The sequence below is a fragment of the Sphingobium sp. WTD-1 genome, from assembly GCF_030128825.1.
Lineage (GTDB): Bacteria > Pseudomonadota > Alphaproteobacteria > Sphingomonadales > Sphingomonadaceae > Sphingobium.
Genome location: NZ_CP119127.1, coordinates 3604352 through 3625460 on the forward strand (window position 1 = coordinate 3604352; position 21109 = coordinate 3625460).

Genomic DNA, 21109 nt, shown 5'->3' on the forward strand with positions numbered 1-21109 from the left:
GACGTGGCGAAATGTTCCGCAGCTTTGCAGGACTACGCCGCGTTCCTCCGCATTACCGCTTCCTCGCGATAAGCGATCTTATGGCGAGCTGCGCATAAGATCGCCCAACTGTCCGCGTAGGCATCGTAAACCAAGATCTGGTCCGGCGTGAGCGCATGTTCCAGCGGTTCATACTCAACGCCGGCGAAGCTCAAGGCGCGCGCGGTGTAGAGACCCATCGCCTTGAGATCGCGGCACACGACTTCGAGCGCCGCGATGCCGCCCTCTTCCATGGCCTTCATGAACATGTCGCGCGTGGCGAAGGCCGTACCGGCTCCCCATAACCCGAGACGAACGGCATAGGCGAGGTTTTCAGGCCGGGCCGCGCCGGTTGCCGACATGTAGAGGATGCGGGCACGCGGCAGCGCATTTTGCAGCCGGACGCCGGCGAGCCCCTGTTCCGAGCCGTGCGCCTTCCCGAAATCCGTCTCGGTCCCGGCGGCATGGGCCATGGCGTGGGATTCGTCGAAGACGATCACTCCGGAGAAATCCTTACCGGTCCAGTCCAGCAGCTGCTGCAGGCGCGATGCCGTATCATGGCGGCTCGAGCGCAGCGCAGCGTAGGTCAGGAAGACGATGCCGCTTTCCATCGTGATCGGTGTGCCCAGCGCAAAGTTCGCGACCGGCTGGATATCGATGGCAAGGCCGCCAAGCGCCGTCCAGTCACGGCGCGCGTCCTCGATGAGATCGGCCAGTGAAATCCAGATCGCGCGGCGATTGCCGCGGTTCCATTGATCGAGAATGATGCCTGCCGCCTCACGCCCTTTCCCGACGCCGGTTCCATCGGCAACGAAGAAGCCGGTCCGGTAGGTGCAGCCCTCCTCGTCCTCGAGCAGGCGATCACCAGCCAGATTGGCCGAGAAGCGCCCGGGAAGATCGCGTTCGTGCGCTTCGCCTGCATGGATGATGGTCTCAAGCTGCGCGTCGGAGAGCGCCTTGAAGGCACGCTTCTGGAGACGGGGGTGGTAGCGAGGCGCCGGAAGCGAGACGGATGCCATCGCGATGGATTCGACAAGTTCGTCTGGATGCGTGCAGGCGTCGTCGATCACAAGCCGAGCAGGTTGCCACAGGGAATAGATGCCGATCGCCTGTCCCGGTGCGAGCGGCGTCTCGCGTACGCTGTAAGATACCGGTTCGGTCGGTTCGCTTGAGGGAATGCGGACTGGCGGCGCTATTTTCCGTGAAGGCCGCGTTATCAGGGGAGCAGTCAGTGGTGGCTTGGGTTCGGGCGCGGGAAAGGGCCTGGCCACCGGTGCGGGCGCCGGGGGTGGATCAAAAGGATCAAGCCTGGAGGGAAGAGCCAGCACGATATCGAGAGCAGCCTCGATCGTGTCAGCAACGTGGCGCTGGGGTTCTCCCGTCCATCCCTTGTCGTAAACAAGGAGGCGCACATCGATACTGGTCCCATGCTTGGCATAGGGGTTACCGCGGATGGTGATCTCGGCGCGCGGCGGCGCCATCTCGGCAACGGCAGTGCAGCCGAGCGAGGCGGTGCCGTCCGCCGCGAAGTTCGGCGGCATGATCGCCACGCAGCGGCCGCCCGGAGCGAGGCGGGCCAGCGCGGCGCGCAAATGGCGGGCGCCGGCGTGGCGGTCGACACCGCGCCCGGCACTGCGGCTGAAGGGTGGGTTGATCAGCACCAGCGTCGGCCTCGGAGCGCCCGCGAGCAGATCGCCGATATGTTCGCCGTCATGGCGGGTGACGGTTCGATCGAAGATCCGGCCGAGCAGGTCGGCCCGTTTCGGATCTAATTCATTGAGTTGCAGGCCCGCGCCGGCTCGCCATGCATGGACCGCGAGCATCCCCGTGCCCGCCGACGGCTCGAGCACGAGGTCATCCTGCCGGATCTGCCCGGCAAAGCGCAGGCTCACGGTGACCCGCTGGCCAACGCGCAGGCCGATGCCGAGCAGCAGTTGCACCAGACCTTTACCAACCTGCGCTTCGAGGATTTTGGTCCCGCACCGGTCGAAGGTCCGCTCTATCAGGCCACTGCGGGCGGCAAGATCATCTATTTCGCGCCGCAGAGCGAGCATCTGCTGTTCGCCACGGTCTACGATCGTAATGGCGTGAACCTTACGGCGCTTGCCCAGGAACAGGGCGCGAGCCGGCGCCTGAAGGCGATCGATCCCGCCAAGGCCCTGGCGATCGGCCCAGGGGACGCGCCGACGGTGATCGAATTCACCGATCCCGACTGCCCCTACTGCCAGGCGCTAGACCGCTACTGGAACGCCAAGGCAGCCGAAGGCAAGCCGGTCCGGCGTCTGATCTTCTTCGTGAGCGGCATCCACCCGACCGCCGCCGCCAAGGCAGAGCATATCCTGTGCTCGCCCGATCGCGAGGGAGCGTTCAGGGCCGCGTATTCGGGCCAGACCCCGCCGGTTCTGCGCCAGTGCGCGGCAGGCCGCGACAAGGTCGCCGCCGATGCCGAACTGGTAGCCAGGGTGGGTGTCTCGGGAACGCCGACCCTCATCGCGGACGGCAAGCTCATCTCGGGCTTCCAGCAGGCCGAGCTCGAGGCGTTCCTCGACCGGCATGCGAAGCCCGCGCCGACGAAGGCAGTGACCGATGCGCCGCGCTGACTTCACACGCACCGTCGCGGCAAGCGACGATCTCTTTCCGGAGGACATCCAGCCTGCGCCGATCCCGGCGGGGCGGGTGAACCAGGATGCCGGCGGCGGCGGGCTCATGGAGCCGTCCACCGACGCCCCGGCCGACACCGATCCCCGTCGATGCCGGCAGGCGAATGTCCGGACGGCTCCTCTTTGGAGCAATGCCATGATGCGTACATTCGGTAACAAGGCTCTCGCAGCGGCGAATATCGGCCTCCCTTTGGGCGTGATGGCCCTGATCGCCGGCCCGGCCCATGCCTTCTCCGCACCGGCCCAGGGCGATCTTGGCTACGACATCTACGATATCGTCGTGAACAAGGGCGTGAAGGGCCCGCTGGGCTTCGTGGGCGGCGTCGCCGCCTTCCTGTTCGGCGTCTCGCGCCTCTTCTCGAACATCATGATCGGCATCCCGACCATCGTCGCGGCGGTGTGCCTGATCAAGGCGGATTCCATTCTCCAGACTTTCGGGATGGTCGTCTGAGACGCCGGGCGCAGGGCGCGCTTGGCCGACCGGCCAGGTCCGTCCCGCGCCGGCACCGTGCTGGGGGCCGATGGTCGGTCCCCGGAAACCGACACCTTCGCAAGGTGTCATGAAGCAGGAGGAGAAGGGCACATGGACGAGCGCCTTCCGCAATATCTGCATCGGCCGGTCCAGATCCTGTGGTTCGGATCGGACGAGTTCCTGCTCGCGACCTCGAGCGTGTTCGTGGCCGCGATCGTGGGCGGATTTGTCGGCTGGGCGCTCATCGCCGCCCTTCTCCTTTTCATCCCGTGGAAGCGGAGCAAGCCCAGGGGCTACCTGTCCCACCTCGCCTGGCGCTGGGGCCTGGTTTCCTTCCCCCACTATCCGGGTCCGACCCAGACCCGTTTCTTCGAGTAGGCGCGATGGGCATCATCTCACGCAAGCGAGTGGCCGAAGATCCGCTGCTGGGTAAACCGGCGAGTTTCGGCATCCATCGCTATCTGCAGGGTTCGGCCAACCTCTTCGAGGAGAACCGGCTGCTCAAGGTCGCGGTGGCCGGCATGTTCGGCGTGACGGTGGTGCTCGGAGCGGTCATCTACACGACCAACCAGAACGCGCGCACCGTGGTCGTACCCTTCGGTGCTACCGGCGATCTCTACGTCTCGGGCAGCAAGCCGTCCGAAGCCTACCTGGTCGCGATGACGCGCAACATCGTCGCGCTGTCGGGCACATGGTCGGCCTATTCGGCCGACCGCCAGTTCCAGGAGCTGCTGGGGCTGGTCCATCCGTCCGCCTACGGCGCGATGCGCGACAGCCTGAACGGCGTGCTCGACGAACTGGCCGACAATCCGACGCTGTCGATCGCCACCTACATCCGGGGTGACCAGCCGGTGCGCTGGACGCCGCATGAGATCCTCGTGCCGGTGGAGAAAGTCCGGGTCATCGGCGGGGTGATCCGCAAGTTCCGGGGCGTTCTGCGGATCGGCTACCGGATCGAGAATGGCCGCTTCTGGCTGACCCGCCTTTCCGAGGAACAGTTCGATGCCGAAACACGCTGACCCCGGCGCGTCGCTGCGCTGTGTCCCAATGCTTTGCCTGCTGCTCATGGCAGCGCCGGCATCGGCACAGGGCATCCAGGCTCTGCCGGACCAGACCAGCCATATCCGTCTCTCCAACCGCGACATCAATCATGTCGTATGCGAGGGCGGCGAGATCGAGGACGTGAAGTTCTCGGCGGAAAAGGGTCTCGCCGTCGAGAAAGGCGGCGCGGACGCCTGGATCAAGTTCCTGACCCGCGAGGTCGATGACGCCGGCCAGGTCACGCGGACCTATGTGACCCAGCCTGCCGAATTCTTCGTCACTTGTAACGGCGCAACCTATCCGCTCTATGCCGAACCTGCCGAGATTCCGGCGCAGACGGTGCTGCTTGTGCCCGGCGCCCGCCAGCGCGCGCAGGCGAACAGCGACCTTCTCGCCGCGCTCGCCGACGAGGACCGCGCGGTTTCGGTGACGATGGCGCTCCTCGACGATCATGTCCCGGCGACCTTCAGCGAAGTCGCGCCATCGAACACGGCGATACAGCTTGCGTCTCTACCCGCCCTTTCGCTCACCGAGCAGCGCCGGATCGCCATCGAAGGCACCGGGCTCTCCGCCTCGGAATATCGGCTGCAGGCCGCTGTGCCCATCGTGCTCGACGAACGCCAGCTGGTCGATGCCGGTCTCGGGGAGCGTATCTTCGCGATCACCCTCGATCGTGTGCGCCTGGCCGCAGGAGAAACCGCCCGCCTCGTGGTCGTACGCCGGGGAGCGGTTCAATGAACGGGCCGGACGACAAGGCCACGGGCACCCCTGACCCGCGCCGGCGCGACGCTCGCACGTGCCTTCATCGCAGGCACCATCAGCGGCATTTCGCAATCGGTCGAAAGCACGTTCGGCAGCACGTCGACTTCTGCGCTGGGCTCGGTGCGCACTCTCGATGCTGCGGACGCCGCCAAGACCGGGATCGCCGGGGGTCTTTCCAAGTCGTCGGACAAGCTCACCGACTTCTACCTCGATCTTGCCCGGCAAGCGGGGCCCATCGTCGAAGTCGGCGCCGCCAAGGACGTCGTCGTAGTGATCCAGGAGGGCGTGACCCTCGAGATCAAGCCCGGCTCCGCCGCCAAATTCTGACCCTCGCCAACCGGAGACAGGAACATGACCATGCTACGTCCCGCCTTGCTGGCTCTCCCCCTCCCCCTCATCGGCCTGTCCCTGTCGGGCTGTGCGGCGGTCGGGTCGGTGATGTCGCCCTACAGCGAGAAGTTCTCCTGCAAGAACAGCGACCATGGCCAGTGCATCCATCCCGACCAGGCCTATGCCGACGCGCTGGCAGGTAGGCCGTCCAAGTCCGATCCCGCCGTCACCAACGATCGTAAGCTGCTCGACCACGAAAAGCCGCAATCCGAAGGCGGGCACGCGCTGCCCGCTGCTCAACACGCCCCAACGGCGCTTGCCTCCAACCGCCGGGGTACGAAGATTTCCGCCGCCGGCCGACCCGCACAGCCCAATTTCGGCGCAGTGGTCGAGAGCCCTTCCTCGCCGATGCTGCGGCCCTCGCGAACCGTACGCACGCTGATCCTGCCCTATGCGGACAAGCAGCGGCCGGGTCGCCTCTATATGCCGCGCTATATCTATTCGATCGTCGACAGGCCCGCATGGGTGGTCGGCGACTATCTCGTCGAACCGGGCGGCCGGGTTCCCGCGCCGCCGGTGCTGCGCACCACGCGCGAGAACGACCCGGCAGGAGCCGCTGAACCGGCCACCGGTGCACGCCGCGACGCCCTCGAACCGGAGAGCCGGCCATGAGCGCGCGAAATACACGGGGCGGCCTCAGCTACCAGCGCCTGCGCGCGGCGGTGACGCGCGATGCCTATTCCGACTTCCTGCCGATGCTGGCCTGGGTCGAGGAGGAAGAGGCGTTCCTGTGCATCGACGATGGCTGGGGCCAGGCCTGGGAGCTCGTGCCCGCCACCTACATGTTCGCCCATGTCCAGCAGGCGCTGCTCGGACTGCTCAATATCCACTTCCCCGAAGGAACGGTGCTGCAGCTTATCACCTTCGCCGATCCCCTCATAGACCCTGCGCTCGATGCTTATCTCGACCTCAAGGTCCGGCCCGATCCGCTGGTCCAGGCCTCGGCACGGCGGACCGCAGACTATCTGCGCGCCGGATCCCGCGGGCTCGATTCCCTACACGGCATCCCGGTGCGCGACTTTCGCCTGTTCCTCGCGGTGAAGACGCGAGTGAAGCTGGGCGCCGATCTGCGTCGGCAGGTCGAGGAGCAACTGGCGAAGATGGGCATCCGCCGTCTGCCGCCATCCGAGCTTGTCAGTTTCTACCGGCGGATCTTCAACGGTGTGTTCGCGCCCGCGCCCGGCGTGTTCCTGCAGGACGGTGTCGGCGGCATGCCCGCGCCCTCGGTGGCGCGCCAGATCATCGAGGCGGGGCCCGACCTCTTTTTCGAGGGGCCGGAAGTTTTCCTCGGCAACCAGGTCGCGCGCTGCCTGACGCCCAAGGCGCCCGCGCGGCGCATCACCGCCGAGCGCGCCAACCGGCTGATGGGCGGCATGCGCGGGAGCGCCGAAGACAGCGACCAGATCGGCGGCCCGTTCCTTTCCTGTCTCTCGGTATTGTTCGACCATTCGCAGTTCGAGATTCACACGAGCGCGGACAAGGTCTCGCACAGCTTCATGGGCTTCGTCCGGAACCCAAACAGCAGTCAGCTCTCCGGCGCGATGCAACCGTGCCAGGCTGACTGCATCGCGCCGATTGGTCTTCACACGATCGCCCGGACGCTTGGGAATAAGGGATGGAGCAACGACCTGGCACTGATGCCCCAGCCCCATGATCTGGCGATAAAGGTCGTACCCGGTCGGGCCAGCCTCATAACAGAAGTGAAGAGTGGCCCCGCGCTTTGCCAACTTGGCTACCATCGATGCAACCGATGTCGGTTCGGCTGAGATATCGCCAAAGAAACGCACTTCGCCGTTCCGCTCCTTTTCCGCGACCGCAACCGAAATCTTCGCTTTCGATGTATCGAGTCCGATAAAGAGTTCGTTATACTCGCGCATGGTTCGCCCTCGCCTAGGCATGGGGATAGGCGCCGGCCCGTCCGGCGTAACCCCCGTTTCCTGCTTACTCCGAGGGCGGGCCAACTTCACCGCACGAACATACGGTCTAGGGGCTACTCAAACTGAGACAACCCATGGACAGTCAGAGGCGTCATAGCCTGGAAAGCCGATTGGGACTCAGTTTGCGGACCCCATCAGGGCCAGCAGTCTCTACCGACTGCAACAGTAGGCCGGACAGACGACTGCAACCGACCGACCGTCAAAGCGTCAATTTGTACTTGCAACGCGGGAGCCATCCACAGACGACTGTCTGATTAACACTCTGTTTCCACCGGGAACGATGTCGCCGAATTTTGATTTTATGCGGTATGAAGGAAGACGCTGCCCATCCGATCTGCCGAGAGGAGATTCTGGTCGTTGATGATGAGCCGCTGCTCAGAATGGCTTTGGTGGATTTGTTCGAGGATGCAGGCTTCCGGGTGGAGGAAGCGGGCGATGCTGGCGAAGCACTTGAACTATTGAAAGCGCATCCTTCCATCCGCATTGTCGTGACTGACATTCAGATGCCCGGATCAATGGACGGCCTGCGCCTCGCGAACTATATCCATGATGCATATCCGCCAATCGCGCTAATCGTGTGCTCGGGCGCGATATCACCTGATGGAGGCGCGCTGCCGCAGTCCGCCATCTTCATGCCCAAACCGGTCGATCACGCCGTTTTGCTACGCACGGTGAGCAAAATGTTGTCTGCGTAACGAGGCTAAGCTCCTGCTATTGCTTAGATAAGCCTTCGAAAACTAGCGAAAAGGCGGTTCCTTCGCCCACTTTGCTGGCGACTTCCATCCTTGCCCCCATCCGTTCGACAAGGTCGCGGCAGAGCAGTAGTCCCAGCCCGCTCCCCTTCTCTCCCGCAGTCCCTGGCGTCGTGACGCGGCGATCGATGCGGAAGAGATTGTCGATGGCCTGCTGCGACATTCCTACGCCGGAATCCCGAACATGGATAACGAACCGCCCGTCGGTTCCTTTCTCGCAGGCGATGGTGATGCCGCCCCCTGCTGGCGTAAACTTGATCGAATTGCCGACCAGGTTGCGCAGCACCGTCGCGAGCATGTCGCGATGGGCACGGACCATCCCGCCGCCACAATCGAATGACACCGATACGCCCTTCTCTTCAGCCGTGTGGCGGCACACACTCGTCGCTTCCTGTGCGATAGCAGCCACATCGACCATCTCGAGTTCGACATTGCCGCTATCCATCTGGAGCTGTGCCCAGTCGAAAAGGCTTTCCATCAGGGCGTGTGCCTGCACTGCCGCCTCCTGCACGGCCTGCGCACGGATTTGAACCTTCGCGGGATCCTTTTGCGCGGCGGTCCGGCTCAAAGAGTCCGAGAGACCAATGATTGCCTGGAAGGGATTGCGCAGATCATGCGCGATGATCGAAAGCAGCAAGGCCTTCTGACGATTGAGCGCATCGAGAGCGAGGGATTTTTCCTCGGCTTCCCGCTTCGCCTGCTCGAGTTCCGCCAGAAAGGCGCGCCTTGCCTTGGCATAGCGGATTGCACGCGCAAGGCCCGATGGGTTGAGCTCCGCCTTGCTCAAATGATCGAGCGCCCCCGCTCGCATCAGATCGAGGGCCGTCTCGGGGTTGGTCTCGCCGGTAAGGATCAGAACGGCATTGATACCGCACCCTGGAGCGAGCAAAGCCCCCAGCACATCGAAGGCATCGGCATCGGGCAAGCGATAATCGAGCAGGACGCAGTCGAAGGCTTTCTCGCCTGCGAGCGCTAGTCCTTCGGCAGCGTTTGCTGCCTCCGTCAGAACCCAAGTGAGGTCAGAGGCCGACAGCGCCCGCCGGACGGCCTGGCGATCGACTTCATCGTCATCGATAAGGAGGATGTGGGTCTGGGTCGGCATCGTCAGCGCGGAAACTCAACGATTCTCCAATAATGTTCAAGCAGTGATACGGCTTCCATAAAGGTGTTTGCCGGGTCCTGCTTGACGATGTAGCCCGCGACATTGTGCCCATAGGCGCGCGCCTTGTCCTCGTCCGCCTTGGAGGTGGTGATCATGAACACCACAGAGCCTTTCAGCTCCTCATCCGCCCGAATGGCTTCCAGGAATTCGATGCCGTTCATCCGGGGCATGTTGAGGTCGAGCAGGATGAGGTGAGGCTTGGGCAGCTTTTCCTGGCCGTTTTCGCCCCGCAGCACTTCCAGTGCCTCGATGCCGTCACGAGCCACTGTGATCGGGTTGGCGATCCGGCTTTTGGCGAACGCGCGCTTTAGGCCTTGCACATCGACCTCGTCATCTTCGACGAGCAACAGATTGACGGTTGGATTCATGCTCGAGATTCCTTGGAGATAGCGGGCCAGGTGAAATGCACGGTGAGGCCGCGGGCCTCATTCTCGCTCAACCACACCTGTCCGGATTGCCGTTCGACGAGCTTCCTTACAATCGCAAGCCCCATTCCGCTACCTTCCACTTCATCCCTTGGCTTGAGGGTCTGGAACATACCGAACACCCGTTCGCGGAACTGTTCGGGTATCCCTGCCCCATTATCGCTGACGGTGAACTCGTACATGTTGCCCACAGATGCCGCCTTAACCTGGATAAGGCCATGGGCCGGATCCGGGTGATGCTTTACCGCGTTTCCTATGAGGTTCTGCAGCGTCTGGGTGAGCGCGGCTTGCGCGGTTACCAGCGTAGGCAAACTCGCGTCCGCCTCGATCCGAAAGCCCTCCGGCGGGCTGATGAGGGCCGCAAGATCCGAGACCAGCGCCCTCGTATCAACCTCCCGGATCACATTGTCGTCGCGCCCGGCGCGCGAATAGGCGAGCAGATCACTAAGCAGACTCTCGAGCCGACGTACCCGGCTCTTCAGCAAATCCATGTTCGTTCGGGTATCGCCCTCCAGCTTGTCACCCAGGTCCTCCTCGATCCAGCTCGCCAGGTTCTCGATCCCGCGAAGAGGCGCTTTGAGATCGTGTGAGGCGACATAGGCGAACTGCTCGAGCTCGGCATTGGAACGCTGGAGATCATGAGCCTGATGCCGCAGCTTCTGGTCGATTTCCTTTCGATCCGTCACATCGGTAAAGAGCGCGACGACCCCAAGGATACGGCCGCTATTGGCGCGGTGGGGACGGAAGTAACCCTCGAAATCCCTCGGCGACGCGGCATCGGGCAGCTGGAAGGCAAACCGAACTTCCTCCCCGCTGAGTGCCGTCTGGAGTTCGTCGCCAGCGCCTGGGAACGTCTTTTGAGGAAACAATTGATCCAGATTTCGGCCCGAAACATGAGCTACGTCCTCCGCCGTAACGCTGAAGCGGCGCGCAAACTCCTCATTCAGAAAGCCGATGGATCTGTCCGCCTCGATATAAGCGATCATCGCCGGCATGGTATCCGCGGTCACCCGCAGGACCGACGTGCGGTCGAGTTCGATGAGGCTGTCTTTGAACACCGCGACGGCACGCGCCATGGCGCCAACCTCATTGCGGTGGTTGAGGCTTGGGATGGATACCGACGTGTCACGCGCGACAAGCCTCCGCATCGTTTCCGCCAAACCCACAAGGGGACGGGCTATGTACCGGCTGAGGGCTACTGCGACCCCCAGACTGATCAACAATGTCAGGACCAACGAAGCCCACAGGGTGAACCGCGCGGTTTCTTCCGCGCGCGCAACCAGGCGGGTCTGGACAACCAGCGAATCCTGTTCGCGCTGTTCGATAGTGGCGAGCCGTGCGCGGAAGGTGTCGAACATGGCCTTGCCCTGCCCGTCTGCTTCGATCGAACGGGCGTGATCGCGCGCCGTGGGATAGGCCATGTCCCTGATGATGACGGCGCCCACCTGACGCTGCCAGTTTCGCGCCGCTTGTTCGGCTTCTTCAAGCGCATCCAACTGAGGTTGGTTCGTGGCCAGCAGAACCTTCAGCTCCGCGATACTATGGTCGAAGTTGCGTCGCCCCTCTTCATAGGGCTGCAGACTTGTCCGACGTCCGGTCAGCAAATAGCCTCGCGCGCCGGTCTCCTGGTTGAGCATCTCGTTCTTGATGGCGCTCAGTCCGACAATGATCTGCGAAGAGCGGAAGCGCGACGCCGTCGCAGAATGCAATTGGGACAAGGTGATAAGGACGCCTCCGCTGCCGACGAGCGCAATGAGGGCGATCATCGCGATTGCGAAACCGAAAGTTCGATTCAGACTGTAGGTGTTCTCTCGCATCGCCCTTCGCATACCCAGCCTGTGGGAAAATAACAGCAACAGTTTTTAGGGTTTGGTTGGGCGCCAGACTCTGAGTACGAGCCGGTGACGATTCCAGGGATCCCGCTCGGCATTGCGGGCTTTTCTCCCCGTCGGCGGCGCGCGACGACCACCGAATCGATTACATTCATCAGCGGGTTGAGGACCGTCGAGCCCCGGCAATGCCTCGCCAGCAGCGTGACGATCTCCCTCATCGACGTTAGTGCGCCGCCCAGAACAGGCAGATAGGCCGAACGCAGGTAGTTGTCGTTTGCGCTCATCCATGACGATGGTCACGGTGCCCATGATCATGATCGTGATGCTCGTGTGCCCGTGGTGATGATAGCGGTAGGGCGCTGACGATGTTCAAGATTAGGCCAATCGCCGCCGCTACGGTCGCATTCCCGAAAGCGTGAGGGACTTCATCACTCGATACGGGAACAAACTCGGGGTCAGTCCATTTTAGAGGCCCGCGCCGACACTTTGCGCGCCTGTCGTGCAAGCGTCGCCAATCCGCCGGTTCGGGTCGCCATCCGCAACCGCGCCACAGACGCAGGATCATGTGCATACGATGAGCGTAATCCAGATTATCGCCGCAGCCACGCCCGCTGCAACTTCCCCAGCTCTCGCAAGAACCGCCATCCCGGACGTATCCACGCAAATTCGCGACCTGTCGCGATCGACGGTTTCGTGGTTCCAGGCGTACTGGCTGCAGATCATCATCGCATTGGCCATCGCCGTCGCCATCGTCTCCGCGCTCTACGCCCTGCGCGGGCTTGGCGCGCGTCTGTGCCGAAAGGAGCGCGGGCGGGGCGACTGGCGTACCATCGTCGGCCGGGCCATCACCAAGACCACCAACTACTTCATCATCATGGTCGCCATCCGTGCGGTGGACGGATACGCGCAGACGCCTCCGATGCTCGACAAGCTGGTAACGTTCCTGTTCACCCTGGCTGCGGTGATGCAAGGCGCGATCTGGGCGCGCGAGTTCATCCTCGGCGCGATAGAGCACAAGACCTCGGCCGAGCATTTCAAGGGCGAGGCGATCATTAATGCCATGGGCCTCATCCGCCTGTTGGTCAGCGTGGTGGTCTTCGCGGTGGCGGCCGTGGTGCTGCTCGACAACATCGGCGTAAACGTTACCGGCCTCGTCGCGGGTCTGGGCGTCGGCGGTATCGCCATAGGTCTGGCTGCGCAGGGTATCTTCGCCGACCTGTTCGCCGCGCTGGCGATCATCTTCGACCGACCGTTTTCCAAGGGCGACCAGATCAGCTTCGACAATTCGTCGGGCACGATCGAGGCGATCGGTCTCAAGTCCACGCGCATCCGCGCCTATACGGGCGAACTGCGGATCATCTCCAACAAGAACCTGCTCGACAAGGAAATCCTGAACGTCAGCGGGCGTGATCATATCCGTTTGCCGTTCACCATCGGCGTCGCCTACGAGACCCCGCCCGAGACGCTCGCGCGCATTCCCGGCATCCTGACCGAACTTGTCGAGGCGGAAGGCGGTAAGGCGGCAAGGGCCGGGTTCGAGAGCTTCGGCGCTAGTTCGCTCGATTTCAGCCTGCTGGTCGACGTGCCGGGCAAGGACTGGGGCGTGGCGCATCCGCTGCGCGACCGGCTGATGGTGGCGGTCGTGCAAAGGTTCGCCCAGGAGGGGATTTCCATTCCTTATCCCACGCAAACGACGTTCACCGCCGCCCCTGACGGAAAGCTGATCATGCCCTATCCGAGCCCCACGTCATCTGACGACGACGCAAGGGCGCTGTAGGCCCTTCGTCGAAGCCCCGCATGCGTTTCTGCGGAAATTGGCCAGATGGAGGCGGAAATGTAGCTTTCCCGCCATATAGCAGCGGGCCCTGCGGGCCCGAACTGCACAGTCTGCTCCTAAGGACTCCTCTTAACCGGCAGCACGGGCTGGCCGTTAGCCCTGCCGTCCTGGCCGATTTATGGGTGGGTTCTGGGCCGCGTGTGGCGCACGCTGCCGTGGCATCGCTCGCGTTATGACCAATTCCATGTACCTGCATTAGGTCGGATTCCAGGGGGCGAAACCCAGTCAGGGCTCGAAGCCTTGTGCTATGGTGCTCCTCAAGGCGGCTCTACTTTTCCTCCTCGCCAAGCTGACCGGGTGGAGGAGAGGGAACGACAGAGCCACGCCGGTTCGGCATCTGCACCGATTTCTGGCTATCTGGCGATCCGCCATTTTTTGGCAGCATGCGTTCAACGAAGGTCGCAGCGACCAGGAGTAGGACGGCGAGGGCCGTACCTGCCAGCACAAGAATATACTGCCCAGCACCGGCGGTTATGCCGACAGCCGCAGCCATCCAGAGACTGGCCGCCGTTGTCATGTTTCGTACATCGCCCCCGCGCACAAAGATCAAGCCTCCGGCGATAAAGCCGATAGCTTGTGCAAGCCCTTGTATGACGCGAACAGGGTCGCCCTCCCCATGGTGTTCCACGAGTTCCAGGGCAGACAAGGTAAGCATCCCTGAGCTCAGCGCGACTAGACCATGTGTTCGCAGGCCTGCATCATGGCCGTGGCGTTCGCGTTCGAACCCCAGCACAAGGCCCAGAAGCGTCGCGAGCCCGAGCCTCATGAGGGTGACGGAGAGATCGTCCTCAAGCATTTTCGACACTCGGCTTAAAGGTGATGACGCGATAAACGTAGTACAGCAGCACTGCTGCCATGATCGTGAGGCCAGCAGGCCCAAGATAACGATCGACGGCCGAAAATTGTCGGCCGAGGAAGTATCCGGCTCCTGCAAGAAGGCTGTTCCACACAGCCGATCCCAGCGTGGTCAAGATGAGAAACCTTGGAAAAGGAGTGCCGAACACGCCAGCCGGAATCGAGATCAGCGTGCGCAGACCAGGAATGATGTGAGCGACGGGAATGGCCCAGGAACCGTGCCGATCAAACCAAGCATCAACGTGGTCGATTTCGTTAGCCGACAAGGTAAGCCAGCGTCCGTGGCGGTCAGCCAGCTTTTTCAATCGCCGTTCACCACATTTTCCTGCCAGCCACCACCAGAAGGCGGCGCCAGTGACCGTCCCTATCGTGCCGCATATGATCACAAGTATGATGTTGAGGCCGCCGTCGGCGGCAGTGTGTAAGCGCTGTTCTGCCCCCACCTTGCGCGTTTGAAGCGTAGCGCCGAGTTTCCGCGCCCTGATTGGGCTGGAGTGCGCTGCTACTATGATAATCTCGGGTGATGATCCTGTGAGCAAGGGCGCGCAGCGGTTCGAGGTGTTTACGGGCGCGGGCAAGCGGCGAGAGTGGCCGCCCGAAGTGAAGGCCTCGATTGTTGCAGAGTGCTATTCGGGCCGGGACGGGGTCAGTGCCGTGGCTCGCCGGCATGGGCTCGATCCCTCTCAGGTTTACGCGTGGCGGCGGGATTTGCGCAAGCAGCTCGAGGCCAAGGGGGGGATCCTGCCTTCGGAAGAGCCGGAAGCGGTCGCGTTCGTGCCTGCCGTAATCGAGCCCAGCGCGGTGTCCGGTCCTGCTCCCACGCGTCCCCGCCGTCGACGTTGCGCAGCAGCTGCAGCTGTCGAGCTGGAGATCGACGGTGTGGCAGTGAAGATCGGCCGCAGTGCCGACGTCGGTGTGATTGCCGCGGTGATCGAAGCGCTCAAGGCGACGCGATGATAGGACCTGGGGCTGGCGCGCGCGTGATGGTCGCGACGCGCCCGGTGGATTTTCGCAAGGGACCTGACGCCCTGGCCGCGCTGGTCGGAGCCGAGTACGGCGGCGATCCCTATTCGGGCGTGATCTACGTGTTCCGGGCGAAGCGTTCGGACCGGATCAAGCTGGTCTGGTGGGACGGCACGGGCCTGTGTCTGATGGCCAAGAAGCTCGAGACCGGTGGCTTCAAGTGGCCGGGCATCCAGGACGGCGTGATGCGCCTGACCTCGGCGCAACTCGGTGCCCTTCTGGAGGGTCTGGACTGGCGCAGAGTGCACGGTGGACGCCGTCCCATTGTCCCGCAGATTGCCGGTTGACGGGGCCTTCGCCTACTGATTCACTGCCTGCCATGCTCATGGAAGCGGACCTCCCCGACGACGTTGAAGCGCTGCGTGCGCTCGTCCTCGAACAGGCCCGCGAGCTCGACACGCTCAAGGTTTTCCAGGCTGATGTGGAACGCCTGAAGGCGATCATCGAGGCTCTGCAGCGCCACCGTTTTGGACGCCGGTCAGAGCAGTTCGATCCTGATCAGTTCGAGCTTGCGCTGGAAGAAGTCGAGACGGCGTTGGCTGAAGCCGAGCATGCCAGGGACAAGGCAAGCCGGACTCCCGCCGAGCGCCCCCGCAAGAGCAACCGCGGTTCGCTCCCTGCCCATCTCGAACGGATCGAGCAGGTCGTCGATGTCGAGGACAAGGCCTGTCCGTGCTGCGGCGGCGCGCTCCACCAGATCGGCGAGGATGTAGCCGAACGCCTCGACGTCGTGCCCACGACCTTCCGTGTCCTCGTCACCCGCCGCCCGCGCTACGGTTGCCGCTCGTGCGAGAGCGCCATTGTGCAGGCCCCGGCACCGGCGCGGATCGTCGAGGGCGGCATTCCCACCGAAGCGCTGATCGCCCAGGTGCTGGTCGCCAAGTACGCCGATCATCTACCGCTGTACCGCCAGGCGCAGATCTACGCCCGGCAAGGCATCCAGCTTGATCGATCCACCCTGGCAGACTGGGTCGGACGGGCAGCTTGGTATCTGCGCCCCTTGCGCGATCACATCCTTGAGCGATTGCGACGATCAGAACGACTATTTGCGGACGAGACTACGGCGCCGGTGCTCGATCCGGGGCGTGGGCGAACCAAGACCGGCCAGCTATGGGCCTATGCCCGCGATGACCGACCTTGGGGCGGCGATGATCCGCCGATGGTCGCCTATGTCTATGCAGCCGATCGCAAGGGCGAACGGGCAGAAGCGCATCTCGGTGATTTTGCAGGTATCCTGCAGGTCGATGGCTATGGCGGCTATGCCGCGCTCGCCAGGCGCCGCCAGCAGATCAGCCTCGCTTTTTGCTGGGCACACGTCCGGCGCAAGTTCTACGAGCTGGCCGACAACTCGCCGGTGGCAACGGAAGTGCTGCGTCGCGTCGCCTTGCTCTATGCCATCGAAGATGAGGCGCGAGGATTATCGGCGGAGCAACGCCGGGCTGTTCGCCATGACCGCAGCCGCATCATCGTCGATGATCTTCGCCAGTATCTCGAGGCCCGCATCCGCCAGGTCAGCGCCAAGAGCAAGCTCGGCGAAGCGATCCGCTACGCGCTCACCCGCTGGGATGGGCTGTCACGCTTCCTCGAGGATGGCCGCATCGACCTCGACAGCAACACCGTCGAACGCTCTATCCGGCCCCTCGCGCTGAACCGCAAGAATGCCCTGTTCGCCGGTTCCGACGAAGGCGGCGACAACTGGGCGGTGATCGCCACGCTCATCGAAAACTGCAAGCTCTCCGGCATCAACCCGCACATCTGGCTGACCGATACGCTGAACAGCCTGGCCAACGGTCATCCTGCGAACGGCGTCGCCGAACTCATGCCTTGGACCACCGTGGGCTGAGAACACCGCTTACGGCAGTGTAGCCGGCCAGGGGCATGATCACTTCAGAGGGTATGGGAGGAAAGACATTCTCAAGCAGCATGAGCAGGCCGATGGCCCAGTACCCCATCCGCTCGACAATATCTGTGATCCATTCCGTCATACACGCCTATCCCGAAAATTAAGATTTGCAGTGCGTCACCAGGACACCCCAGCGTCATGCACGCCACTCACATTCGTGTGCAGCGCCATCATCTTGTGGGTCGACATCAGGCATTTCCTTTGCGTCGGCGGGTTTCCCAGCCCTTTTTCGCGGCCGCAGAGCGCTTTTCCGCGCTCTGACTCGATCCGCCCTTGCGGCCACCTTTGCGCGAACTTTCGTGGTTTTCTTTCTTGCCGCGGCCAGAGCCAGATTTCTTTCCGCCGCCGGACTCCTTGTTGACCGTCGCCCAGGCGCGCCTCTCTGCCTCCTCCTTGCCTACGCCGCGATCCTCATAGCCCTCTTCGATATGCTCGGCCTTGCGCTTCTGCTTGTCGGTGTAGCTCGACTTGTCTCCGCGAGGCATGATCCTTCTCCTTGTCGGTTGCCACCGCCAATCCCTTGAACGCGGCAGCAGCCAATTCGTCCCGATCTGTTTCGATCGGCTCGCCGCAATTTCTTGGTGGTCAGAAATCGCGCTTTGGCGCGATCTTCGCCAGATCGACGCGCGCTTCGAATGCATGCGCCTGAGCATTTCGAAGGTAAATCTGCCGCTGCCCGGCCCGTATTCCACGAGAACCTCGATGTTAGACCAGTTCAACGGGGCCAGCATACGGCGCACCATTCGGGCGCTTGCGGGAAAGGCCGAGCCGACCATTGACGGATGCCGGACGAACTCCCCTGCGGCAATCCATCCTGTATCTTTCACGAAAGCTTTCTCCCTGGAAGCTGATCAGAACGAGAATTTTGGCTCAGCCGGGGTAGGGATTTTTCTGCAGCAAGCCGGCCAGATGGGCGGCGTTGCCAGCCACCATCTTTGCAGTTTCCGTCACCTTTTCCGGCGTCGTCGCCAAATCCTTGAAATCCGTGGACCCCATCGCCTCGCCGACCCAGTAGCATGCCGCGACCGCTGGAATGGTCCAGCCTACATCGTTCAGGGCCTGGAAAAGCTGGGCGGATGAAAAATGCGCGCCGTCCTCGTTGCCAACGATCGCCGCCACCGCGACTTTTCCATAGCTGGGCATGCGGCCCTGATCGTCCGTCTCCGAGAGAAACGCGTCCATCCGTTCGAGCACGCGCTTGGCGACGCTGGATATCTGCCCCATCCAGATCGGGCCGCCGAAGACGAGGATGTCGTGCGCCAGTATTTTCTCGCGCAGCGCAGGCCAGGCATCGCCGTCCCCTTCGTCGGATGTTACTCCGGCTCTGATATCGAGCGCTGCCGCCCGCACTGTCTCGGTAATCGTAACCTGACAGTCGGAAAATGCCTGTTTCAACACCGCGATCATGGTGTCGGTTGAGCTGGCTTCCTTCGCGTTGCTCTTAAGGGTGCAATTGAGAGCCAGGGCCTTGAGTGCCATCAATCGTCTCCTTTGGTATCGACTGACGCAGGCGTGCGATCATCCGTTCACTGACAGGAGAACTCATCGGCAAGAAAAGGGTTCTGTCTCCAAAGGAGATGCCGCAATGACCGAGACCGCCCAGATGATCCACGAAGATGCGCTTCCCGGGCATGAAAGCAAACTCGAGCCAAAGCCCGAGTGGCAGCCTCGCTATAAGGGGGCTGAGCGTCTCAAGGACAAGGTTGCGATCATCACCGGCGCCGACAGTGGCATCGGGCGCGCCGTGGCGGCACTTTATGCCCGTGAAGGCGCTGACATCGCCATAGTCTATCTGCTCGAGGACGACGATGCCGCCGAAACGAAGCGGATCGTCGAGGCCGAAGGACGCAAGGCGATCACCATCCGCGGCGATATCGGCGAGAAGGATTTCAGCGAGGAGATCGTACGCAAGACGCTCGATGCATTCGGCAGGATCGACATTCTCGTCAACAATGCCGGCGAGCAGCATCCCGATGAGGACATCACGGACATAACCGAGGAACAGCTGCGCCGAACCTTCCAGACCAATATCTTTGGCATGTTCTTCCTGACGCAGGCCGCGCGCCCGCACCTCAAGCCGGGCGCGGCGATCGTCAACTGCACGAGCGTCACCATGTACCAGGGCAGCAAGGATCTGCTCGACTATAGCTCGACCAAGGGTGCGATCACGGCCTTTACTCGGTCATTGTCGGAAAATCTGGTCGGCGATGGCATTCGCGTGAATGCGGTCGCACCGGGCCCGATCTGGACCCCGCTCAACCCATGCGGCGGCGCAAAACCTGAGAAGCTGGAGCATTTTGGCGAGAGCACGCCCATGGGTCGGCCGGGCCAGCCCAATGAAGTCGCCCCGGCCTTCCTGTTTCTCGCCTGCGAGGATTCCAGCTACATGTCCGGGCAGGTGCTCCATCCAAATGGCGGGATCATTGTGAACGGCTAGATCGCTTCTGCCGCTCGACGGGACATAGCGCAAACCAACTGCCCGGCGACGGGAAAATCGAGCCCGGCCTGGCAAATGGGTACAGAAATTTCACCAGATGAAAGGAACTGAGATGACGGACCTGAGCCAAATCAAGGAGCATATGGAGATCATCGGCGCAGATGGCGTCCATATCGGCACTGTCGACAAGGTCGAGGGCGATCGGATCAAGATGACGAAAGCCGACAGCGGCTCGCACTCCGATCATCACCATTATTTTTCAGGAGGATTGGTGGCCGCTGTCGAAGGCAATCAGGTACGTCTGTCTGCAGCCGGATCGGCAGCCGTTCTGCTGGAAGAGGAGGAAGGTGGCGAGGCGCTCAGCGACAAGTCGTCATAAGCGCGAAAAAGTAGCCGGCCCTACGGGCCGGCCACTTCTGTCCGATCAATAGGGGTAGTCGACGCCGTAATGGCCATATACCTCTCGCCCGTAGTTGCGATCGAAAGCCGGCTCGCTGTCGCCTGCATAGCGGGGCGCCTGTTCCAGCACGCTCTTGTCGAGATTGACGACATAGCCTCCCTGATCGGTATCATAGGTCAGCACGTCCCAGGGTAGCGGATAATAATCGCTCCCCAGCCCGAACAGGCCGCCGAACTGAAGTACGGCATATTCCACCTTGCCCGAGCGCTTTTCGACCATGAAATTGTAGATAGAGCCGAGCTTTTCGCGCTGGGCGTTGTAGACGGTGGTGCCCTCAACCTTGTTCGAGGCGATTAGCCGATTGGTTTCGTCCGTGGCAATATCGGTCTGTGCCATGACATCTCTCCTTCCATGGGATGAATGATCAAGGCGAACGCGACAGAGGGAAAGGTGTATCCCGCCTCGTGATACCTGATCGTCGGACTGCCCGTAAAAGCTGCTCAACCGCTTCCCAGACTTCCTCGTCAATTGGCGTCGCCTGTAAAAAGCTTGCCGAAGGGTCTTCGAAAACTGGGAGAGCGAATTTCTCTCGACCGCGGTCCTACTCATACTTTCCCTATTCTTCCGCCAAGGTGAAGCACCAGTATCCAAGCAGATTGCCGCTCCAGATGCCCAAACCGGCGAGTGACGAGGCTGGCCGGCTGAAAACCTGCTACGCCTCTGAGAACCATTTTCGCGGGCGGACTGTAGTCCTCAGGATTTTCCCCGGCATCGCCCTGAAGGGCGCTCGGATCATCTGCCAGCCGGCTGTTCTTTTATCTCGGCCACCCTTCTCCCTTTTCGTGCGTTACGCATACTACGACCGAAACCAGGAGGTGATCGAATGCGCAAACGAGAGAAAGTAGCCGACCTCATTGCCGGTCAGAATGGACGCCAGCGCCGCAAACAGCTCTTTCGCTCGCTCGAGGATACCGCAGCTCGCGCCGTTGTCACCGCGACGGTGACTTTCGCGGTCGGTTGGGTGCTGAAGCGCATGTTCGAAAAATCGGTCAAGCAGGCGGCGAAAGAGGGCGCCCAGGACGGCGTCGACCAACAGGTCGCGCAAAATCCAGATCTCGCAAAAGCAGGCATTTCCGGCACCGCCGCGTCGCAGAGCACTGCAGATACTTGATGCCGGTACCGACAGGATGACCAAATGGCCCC

At 62.4% G+C, this 21109-nt stretch carries 23 protein-coding genes and 4 pseudogenes; 17 read left to right on the forward strand and 10 right to left on the reverse strand.

Features of this window, described 5'->3' with window-relative positions; all coding sequences use genetic code 11:
- Window positions 1-95: 95 nt before the first annotated feature.
- Window positions 96-1895, reverse strand: a pseudogene (locus N6H05_RS17800) (strawberry notch-like NTP hydrolase domain-containing protein); the annotation flags it as partial.
- Between N6H05_RS17800 and N6H05_RS17805 the strand changes: the two are divergent.
- From N6H05_RS17805 to N6H05_RS17840, 8 genes and pseudogenes are all read left to right on the forward strand, one after another.
- Entirely contained in the window at window positions 1827-2618 is a 792-nt protein-coding gene (locus N6H05_RS17805) for a DsbC family protein (protein WP_284110915.1), read from the forward strand. The pseudogene N6H05_RS17800 and the gene N6H05_RS17805 overlap by 69 nt on opposite strands.
- 196 nt (window positions 2619-2814) lie before the next feature.
- Window positions 2815-3129, forward strand: coding sequence for a hypothetical protein (locus N6H05_RS17810; RefSeq protein WP_029547519.1), 315 nt, complete (start codon window positions 2815-2817; stop codon window positions 3127-3129).
- A 132-nt stretch (window positions 3130-3261) separates the two neighbouring features.
- Complete coding sequence (locus N6H05_RS17815) at window positions 3262-3528, forward strand: type IV conjugative transfer system protein TraL (RefSeq protein WP_008827576.1); 267 nt, start codon at window positions 3262-3264, stop codon at window positions 3526-3528.
- Between the two features lie 5 nt (window positions 3529-3533).
- Entirely contained in the window at window positions 3534-4169 is a 636-nt protein-coding gene (locus N6H05_RS17820; RefSeq protein ID WP_048939498.1) for a TraE/TraK family type IV conjugative transfer system protein, read from the forward strand.
- Complete coding sequence (locus tag N6H05_RS17825; RefSeq protein ID WP_080993736.1) at window positions 4153-4929, forward strand: type-F conjugative transfer system secretin TraK; 777 nt, start codon at window positions 4153-4155, stop codon at window positions 4927-4929. The genes N6H05_RS17820 and N6H05_RS17825 overlap by 17 nt, the downstream gene beginning before the upstream one ends.
- Window positions 4930-4959: 30 nt before the next feature.
- Window positions 4960-5280, forward strand: a pseudogene (locus N6H05_RS17830) (TrbI/VirB10 family protein); the annotation flags it as partial.
- Window positions 5281-5304: 24 nt separating this feature from the next.
- Window positions 5305-5955, forward strand: a complete 651-nt coding sequence (locus N6H05_RS17835; RefSeq protein WP_048939496.1) for a TraV family lipoprotein — start codon at window positions 5305-5307, stop codon at window positions 5953-5955.
- A pseudogene (locus N6H05_RS17840) lies at window positions 5952-6839 on the forward strand (conjugal transfer protein TraC); the annotation flags it as partial. The gene N6H05_RS17835 and the pseudogene N6H05_RS17840, both read left to right, overlap by 4 nt.
- On the opposite strand, the pseudogene N6H05_RS17845 reads toward N6H05_RS17840, so the two are convergent.
- Window positions 6810-7220: pseudogene (locus N6H05_RS17845) on the reverse strand (IS110 family transposase); the annotation flags it as partial. The pseudogenes N6H05_RS17840 and N6H05_RS17845 overlap by 30 nt on opposite strands.
- A gap of 368 nt (window positions 7221-7588) precedes the next feature.
- Between N6H05_RS17845 and N6H05_RS17850 the strand changes: the two are divergent.
- Window positions 7589-7975 carry a response regulator gene (locus N6H05_RS17850; RefSeq protein WP_284110919.1) on the forward strand — a complete coding sequence of 129 codons (387 nt, stop codon included), beginning with the start codon at window positions 7589-7591 and terminating at the stop codon, window positions 7973-7975.
- A gap of 16 nt (window positions 7976-7991) precedes the next feature.
- On the opposite strand, the gene N6H05_RS17855 is transcribed toward N6H05_RS17850, so the two are convergent.
- The 3 genes from N6H05_RS17855 to N6H05_RS17865 are packed head-to-tail and all read right to left on the reverse strand — an operon-like array spanning window position 7992 to window position 11436.
- Window positions 7992-9134 (reverse strand): ATP-binding response regulator, encoded by a 1143-nt coding sequence (locus tag N6H05_RS17855; protein ID WP_048939554.1) that lies wholly within the window; start codon window positions 9132-9134, stop codon window positions 7992-7994.
- A 2-nt stretch (window positions 9135-9136) separates the two neighbouring features.
- Window positions 9137-9562, reverse strand: coding sequence for a response regulator (locus tag N6H05_RS17860; protein ID WP_004212641.1), 426 nt, complete (start codon window positions 9560-9562; stop codon window positions 9137-9139).
- A complete protein-coding gene (locus N6H05_RS17865; RefSeq protein ID WP_159078589.1) occupies window positions 9559-11436 on the reverse strand; it encodes a sensor histidine kinase in 1878 nt (625 codons plus the stop codon). The genes N6H05_RS17860 and N6H05_RS17865 overlap by 4 nt, the downstream gene beginning before the upstream one ends.
- Window positions 11437-12025: 589 nt before the next feature.
- Here N6H05_RS17865 and N6H05_RS17870 point away from each other — a divergent pair.
- The gene (locus tag N6H05_RS17870) at window positions 12026-13228 is read left to right on the forward strand and encodes a mechanosensitive ion channel family protein (protein ID WP_004212638.1); all 1203 of its coding nucleotides are present in this window, start codon (window positions 12026-12028) and stop codon (window positions 13226-13228) included.
- Between the two features lie 328 nt (window positions 13229-13556).
- Here the strand turns inward: N6H05_RS17870 and N6H05_RS17875 are convergent, their stop codons facing one another.
- Complete coding sequence (locus tag N6H05_RS17875; RefSeq protein ID WP_037491505.1) at window positions 13557-14084, reverse strand: MgtC/SapB family protein; 528 nt, start codon at window positions 14082-14084, stop codon at window positions 13557-13559.
- A complete protein-coding gene (locus N6H05_RS17880; RefSeq protein WP_284110924.1) occupies window positions 14077-14586 on the reverse strand; it encodes a DedA family protein in 510 nt (169 codons plus the stop codon). Before N6H05_RS17880 ends, N6H05_RS17875 begins: the two co-directional genes overlap by 8 nt.
- A 64-nt stretch (window positions 14587-14650) precedes the next feature.
- On the opposite strand from N6H05_RS17880, the gene tnpA reads away from it, so the two are divergent.
- Genes tnpA through tnpC form a run of 3 tightly spaced genes read left to right on the forward strand, consistent with a single transcriptional unit; the run spans window position 14651 to window position 17009 of the window.
- Window positions 14651-15100, forward strand: a complete 450-nt coding sequence (tnpA, locus tag N6H05_RS17885; protein WP_284110925.1) for an IS66-like element accessory protein TnpA — start codon at window positions 14651-14653, stop codon at window positions 15098-15100.
- Window positions 15101-15126: 26 nt separating this feature from the next.
- The gene (tnpB, locus tag N6H05_RS17890; RefSeq protein WP_206434212.1) at window positions 15127-15453 is read left to right on the forward strand and encodes an IS66 family insertion sequence element accessory protein TnpB; all 327 of its coding nucleotides are present in this window, start codon (window positions 15127-15129) and stop codon (window positions 15451-15453) included.
- A 32-nt stretch (window positions 15454-15485) separates the two neighbouring features.
- Entirely contained in the window at window positions 15486-17009 is a 1524-nt protein-coding gene (gene tnpC / locus N6H05_RS17895; protein WP_004209593.1) for an IS66 family transposase, read from the forward strand.
- A gap of 248 nt (window positions 17010-17257) precedes the next feature.
- Here tnpC and N6H05_RS17905 read toward each other — a convergent pair whose 3' ends face one another.
- Together N6H05_RS17905 and N6H05_RS17910 are read right to left on the reverse strand one after the other, a co-directional pair.
- Window positions 17258-17554 (reverse strand): hypothetical protein, encoded by a 297-nt coding sequence (locus N6H05_RS17905; RefSeq protein WP_004212633.1) that lies wholly within the window; start codon window positions 17552-17554, stop codon window positions 17258-17260.
- A gap of 385 nt (window positions 17555-17939) precedes the next feature.
- Window positions 17940-18548, reverse strand: coding sequence for a flavodoxin family protein (locus N6H05_RS17910; RefSeq protein ID WP_004212632.1), 609 nt, complete (start codon window positions 18546-18548; stop codon window positions 17940-17942).
- Between the two features lie 106 nt (window positions 18549-18654).
- Between N6H05_RS17910 and N6H05_RS17915 the strand changes: the two genes are divergently transcribed.
- Both N6H05_RS17915 and N6H05_RS17920 read left to right on the forward strand, forming a co-directional pair.
- Window positions 18655-19506: an SDR family oxidoreductase gene (locus N6H05_RS17915; protein ID WP_103094715.1), complete on the forward strand. Its 852-nt coding sequence runs from the start codon at window positions 18655-18657 to the stop codon at window positions 19504-19506.
- A 112-nt stretch (window positions 19507-19618) separates the two neighbouring features.
- Window positions 19619-19885 (forward strand): DUF2171 domain-containing protein, encoded by a 267-nt coding sequence (locus N6H05_RS17920; protein ID WP_004212628.1) that lies wholly within the window; start codon window positions 19619-19621, stop codon window positions 19883-19885.
- A gap of 45 nt (window positions 19886-19930) precedes the next feature.
- Here N6H05_RS17920 and N6H05_RS17925 read toward each other — a convergent pair whose 3' ends face one another.
- Entirely contained in the window at window positions 19931-20302 is a 372-nt protein-coding gene (locus tag N6H05_RS17925; protein ID WP_004212627.1) for a PRC-barrel domain-containing protein, read from the reverse strand.
- A 211-nt stretch (window positions 20303-20513) separates the two neighbouring features.
- Between N6H05_RS17925 and N6H05_RS28200 the strand changes: the two genes are divergently transcribed.
- Both N6H05_RS28200 and N6H05_RS17930 read left to right on the forward strand, forming a co-directional pair.
- Entirely contained in the window at window positions 20514-20594 is an 81-nt protein-coding gene (locus tag N6H05_RS28200) for a hypothetical protein (RefSeq protein ID WP_322785798.1), read from the forward strand.
- Window positions 20595-20789: 195 nt separating this feature from the next.
- Entirely contained in the window at window positions 20790-21077 is a 288-nt protein-coding gene (locus N6H05_RS17930; protein WP_004212625.1) for a hypothetical protein, read from the forward strand.
- Window positions 21078-21109: the final 32 nt, after the last annotated feature.

Coding starts and splice junctions, on each gene's coding strand:
- tnpB (WP_206434212.1), top strand. CDS start 15,127: ATGGTCGCGACGCGCCCGGTGGATTTTCGCAAGGGACCTGACGCCCTG.
- tnpC (WP_004209593.1), top strand. CDS start 15,486: ATGCTCATGGAAGCGGACCTCCCCGACGACGTTGAAGCGCTGCGTGCG.
- N6H05_RS17915 (WP_103094715.1), top strand. CDS start 18,655: ATGACCGAGACCGCCCAGATGATCCACGAAGATGCGCTTCCCGGGCAT.
- N6H05_RS17815 (WP_008827576.1), top strand. CDS start 3,262: ATGGACGAGCGCCTTCCGCAATATCTGCATCGGCCGGTCCAGATCCTG.
- N6H05_RS17810 (WP_029547519.1), top strand. CDS start 2,815: ATGATGCGTACATTCGGTAACAAGGCTCTCGCAGCGGCGAATATCGGC.
- N6H05_RS17855 (WP_048939554.1), bottom strand. CDS start 9,134: ATGCCGACCCAGACCCACATCCTCCTTATCGATGACGATGAAGTCGAT.
- N6H05_RS17875 (WP_037491505.1), bottom strand. CDS start 14,084: ATGCTTGAGGACGATCTCTCCGTCACCCTCATGAGGCTCGGGCTCGCG.
- N6H05_RS17905 (WP_004212633.1), bottom strand. CDS start 17,554: ATGCCTCGCGGAGACAAGTCGAGCTACACCGACAAGCAGAAGCGCAAG.
- N6H05_RS17925 (WP_004212627.1), bottom strand. CDS start 20,302: ATGGCACAGACCGATATTGCCACGGACGAAACCAATCGGCTAATCGCC.
- N6H05_RS17805 (WP_284110915.1), top strand. CDS start 1,827: ATGGACCGCGAGCATCCCCGTGCCCGCCGACGGCTCGAGCACGAGGTC.
- N6H05_RS17835 (WP_048939496.1), top strand. CDS start 5,305: ATGACCATGCTACGTCCCGCCTTGCTGGCTCTCCCCCTCCCCCTCATC.
- tnpA (WP_284110925.1), top strand. CDS start 14,651: ATGATAATCTCGGGTGATGATCCTGTGAGCAAGGGCGCGCAGCGGTTC.
- N6H05_RS17820 (WP_048939498.1), top strand. CDS start 3,534: ATGGGCATCATCTCACGCAAGCGAGTGGCCGAAGATCCGCTGCTGGGT.
- N6H05_RS17930 (WP_004212625.1), top strand. CDS start 20,790: ATGCGCAAACGAGAGAAAGTAGCCGACCTCATTGCCGGTCAGAATGGA.
- N6H05_RS17850 (WP_284110919.1), top strand. CDS start 7,589: ATGAAGGAAGACGCTGCCCATCCGATCTGCCGAGAGGAGATTCTGGTC.
- N6H05_RS17920 (WP_004212628.1), top strand. CDS start 19,619: ATGACGGACCTGAGCCAAATCAAGGAGCATATGGAGATCATCGGCGCA.
- N6H05_RS17860 (WP_004212641.1), bottom strand. CDS start 9,562: ATGAATCCAACCGTCAATCTGTTGCTCGTCGAAGATGACGAGGTCGAT.
- N6H05_RS17825 (WP_080993736.1), top strand. CDS start 4,153: ATGCCGAAACACGCTGACCCCGGCGCGTCGCTGCGCTGTGTCCCAATG.
- N6H05_RS17870 (WP_004212638.1), top strand. CDS start 12,026: ATGAGCGTAATCCAGATTATCGCCGCAGCCACGCCCGCTGCAACTTCC.
- N6H05_RS17910 (WP_004212632.1), bottom strand. CDS start 18,548: ATGGCACTCAAGGCCCTGGCTCTCAATTGCACCCTTAAGAGCAACGCG.
- N6H05_RS17865 (WP_159078589.1), bottom strand. CDS start 11,436: ATGCGAGAGAACACCTACAGTCTGAATCGAACTTTCGGTTTCGCAATC.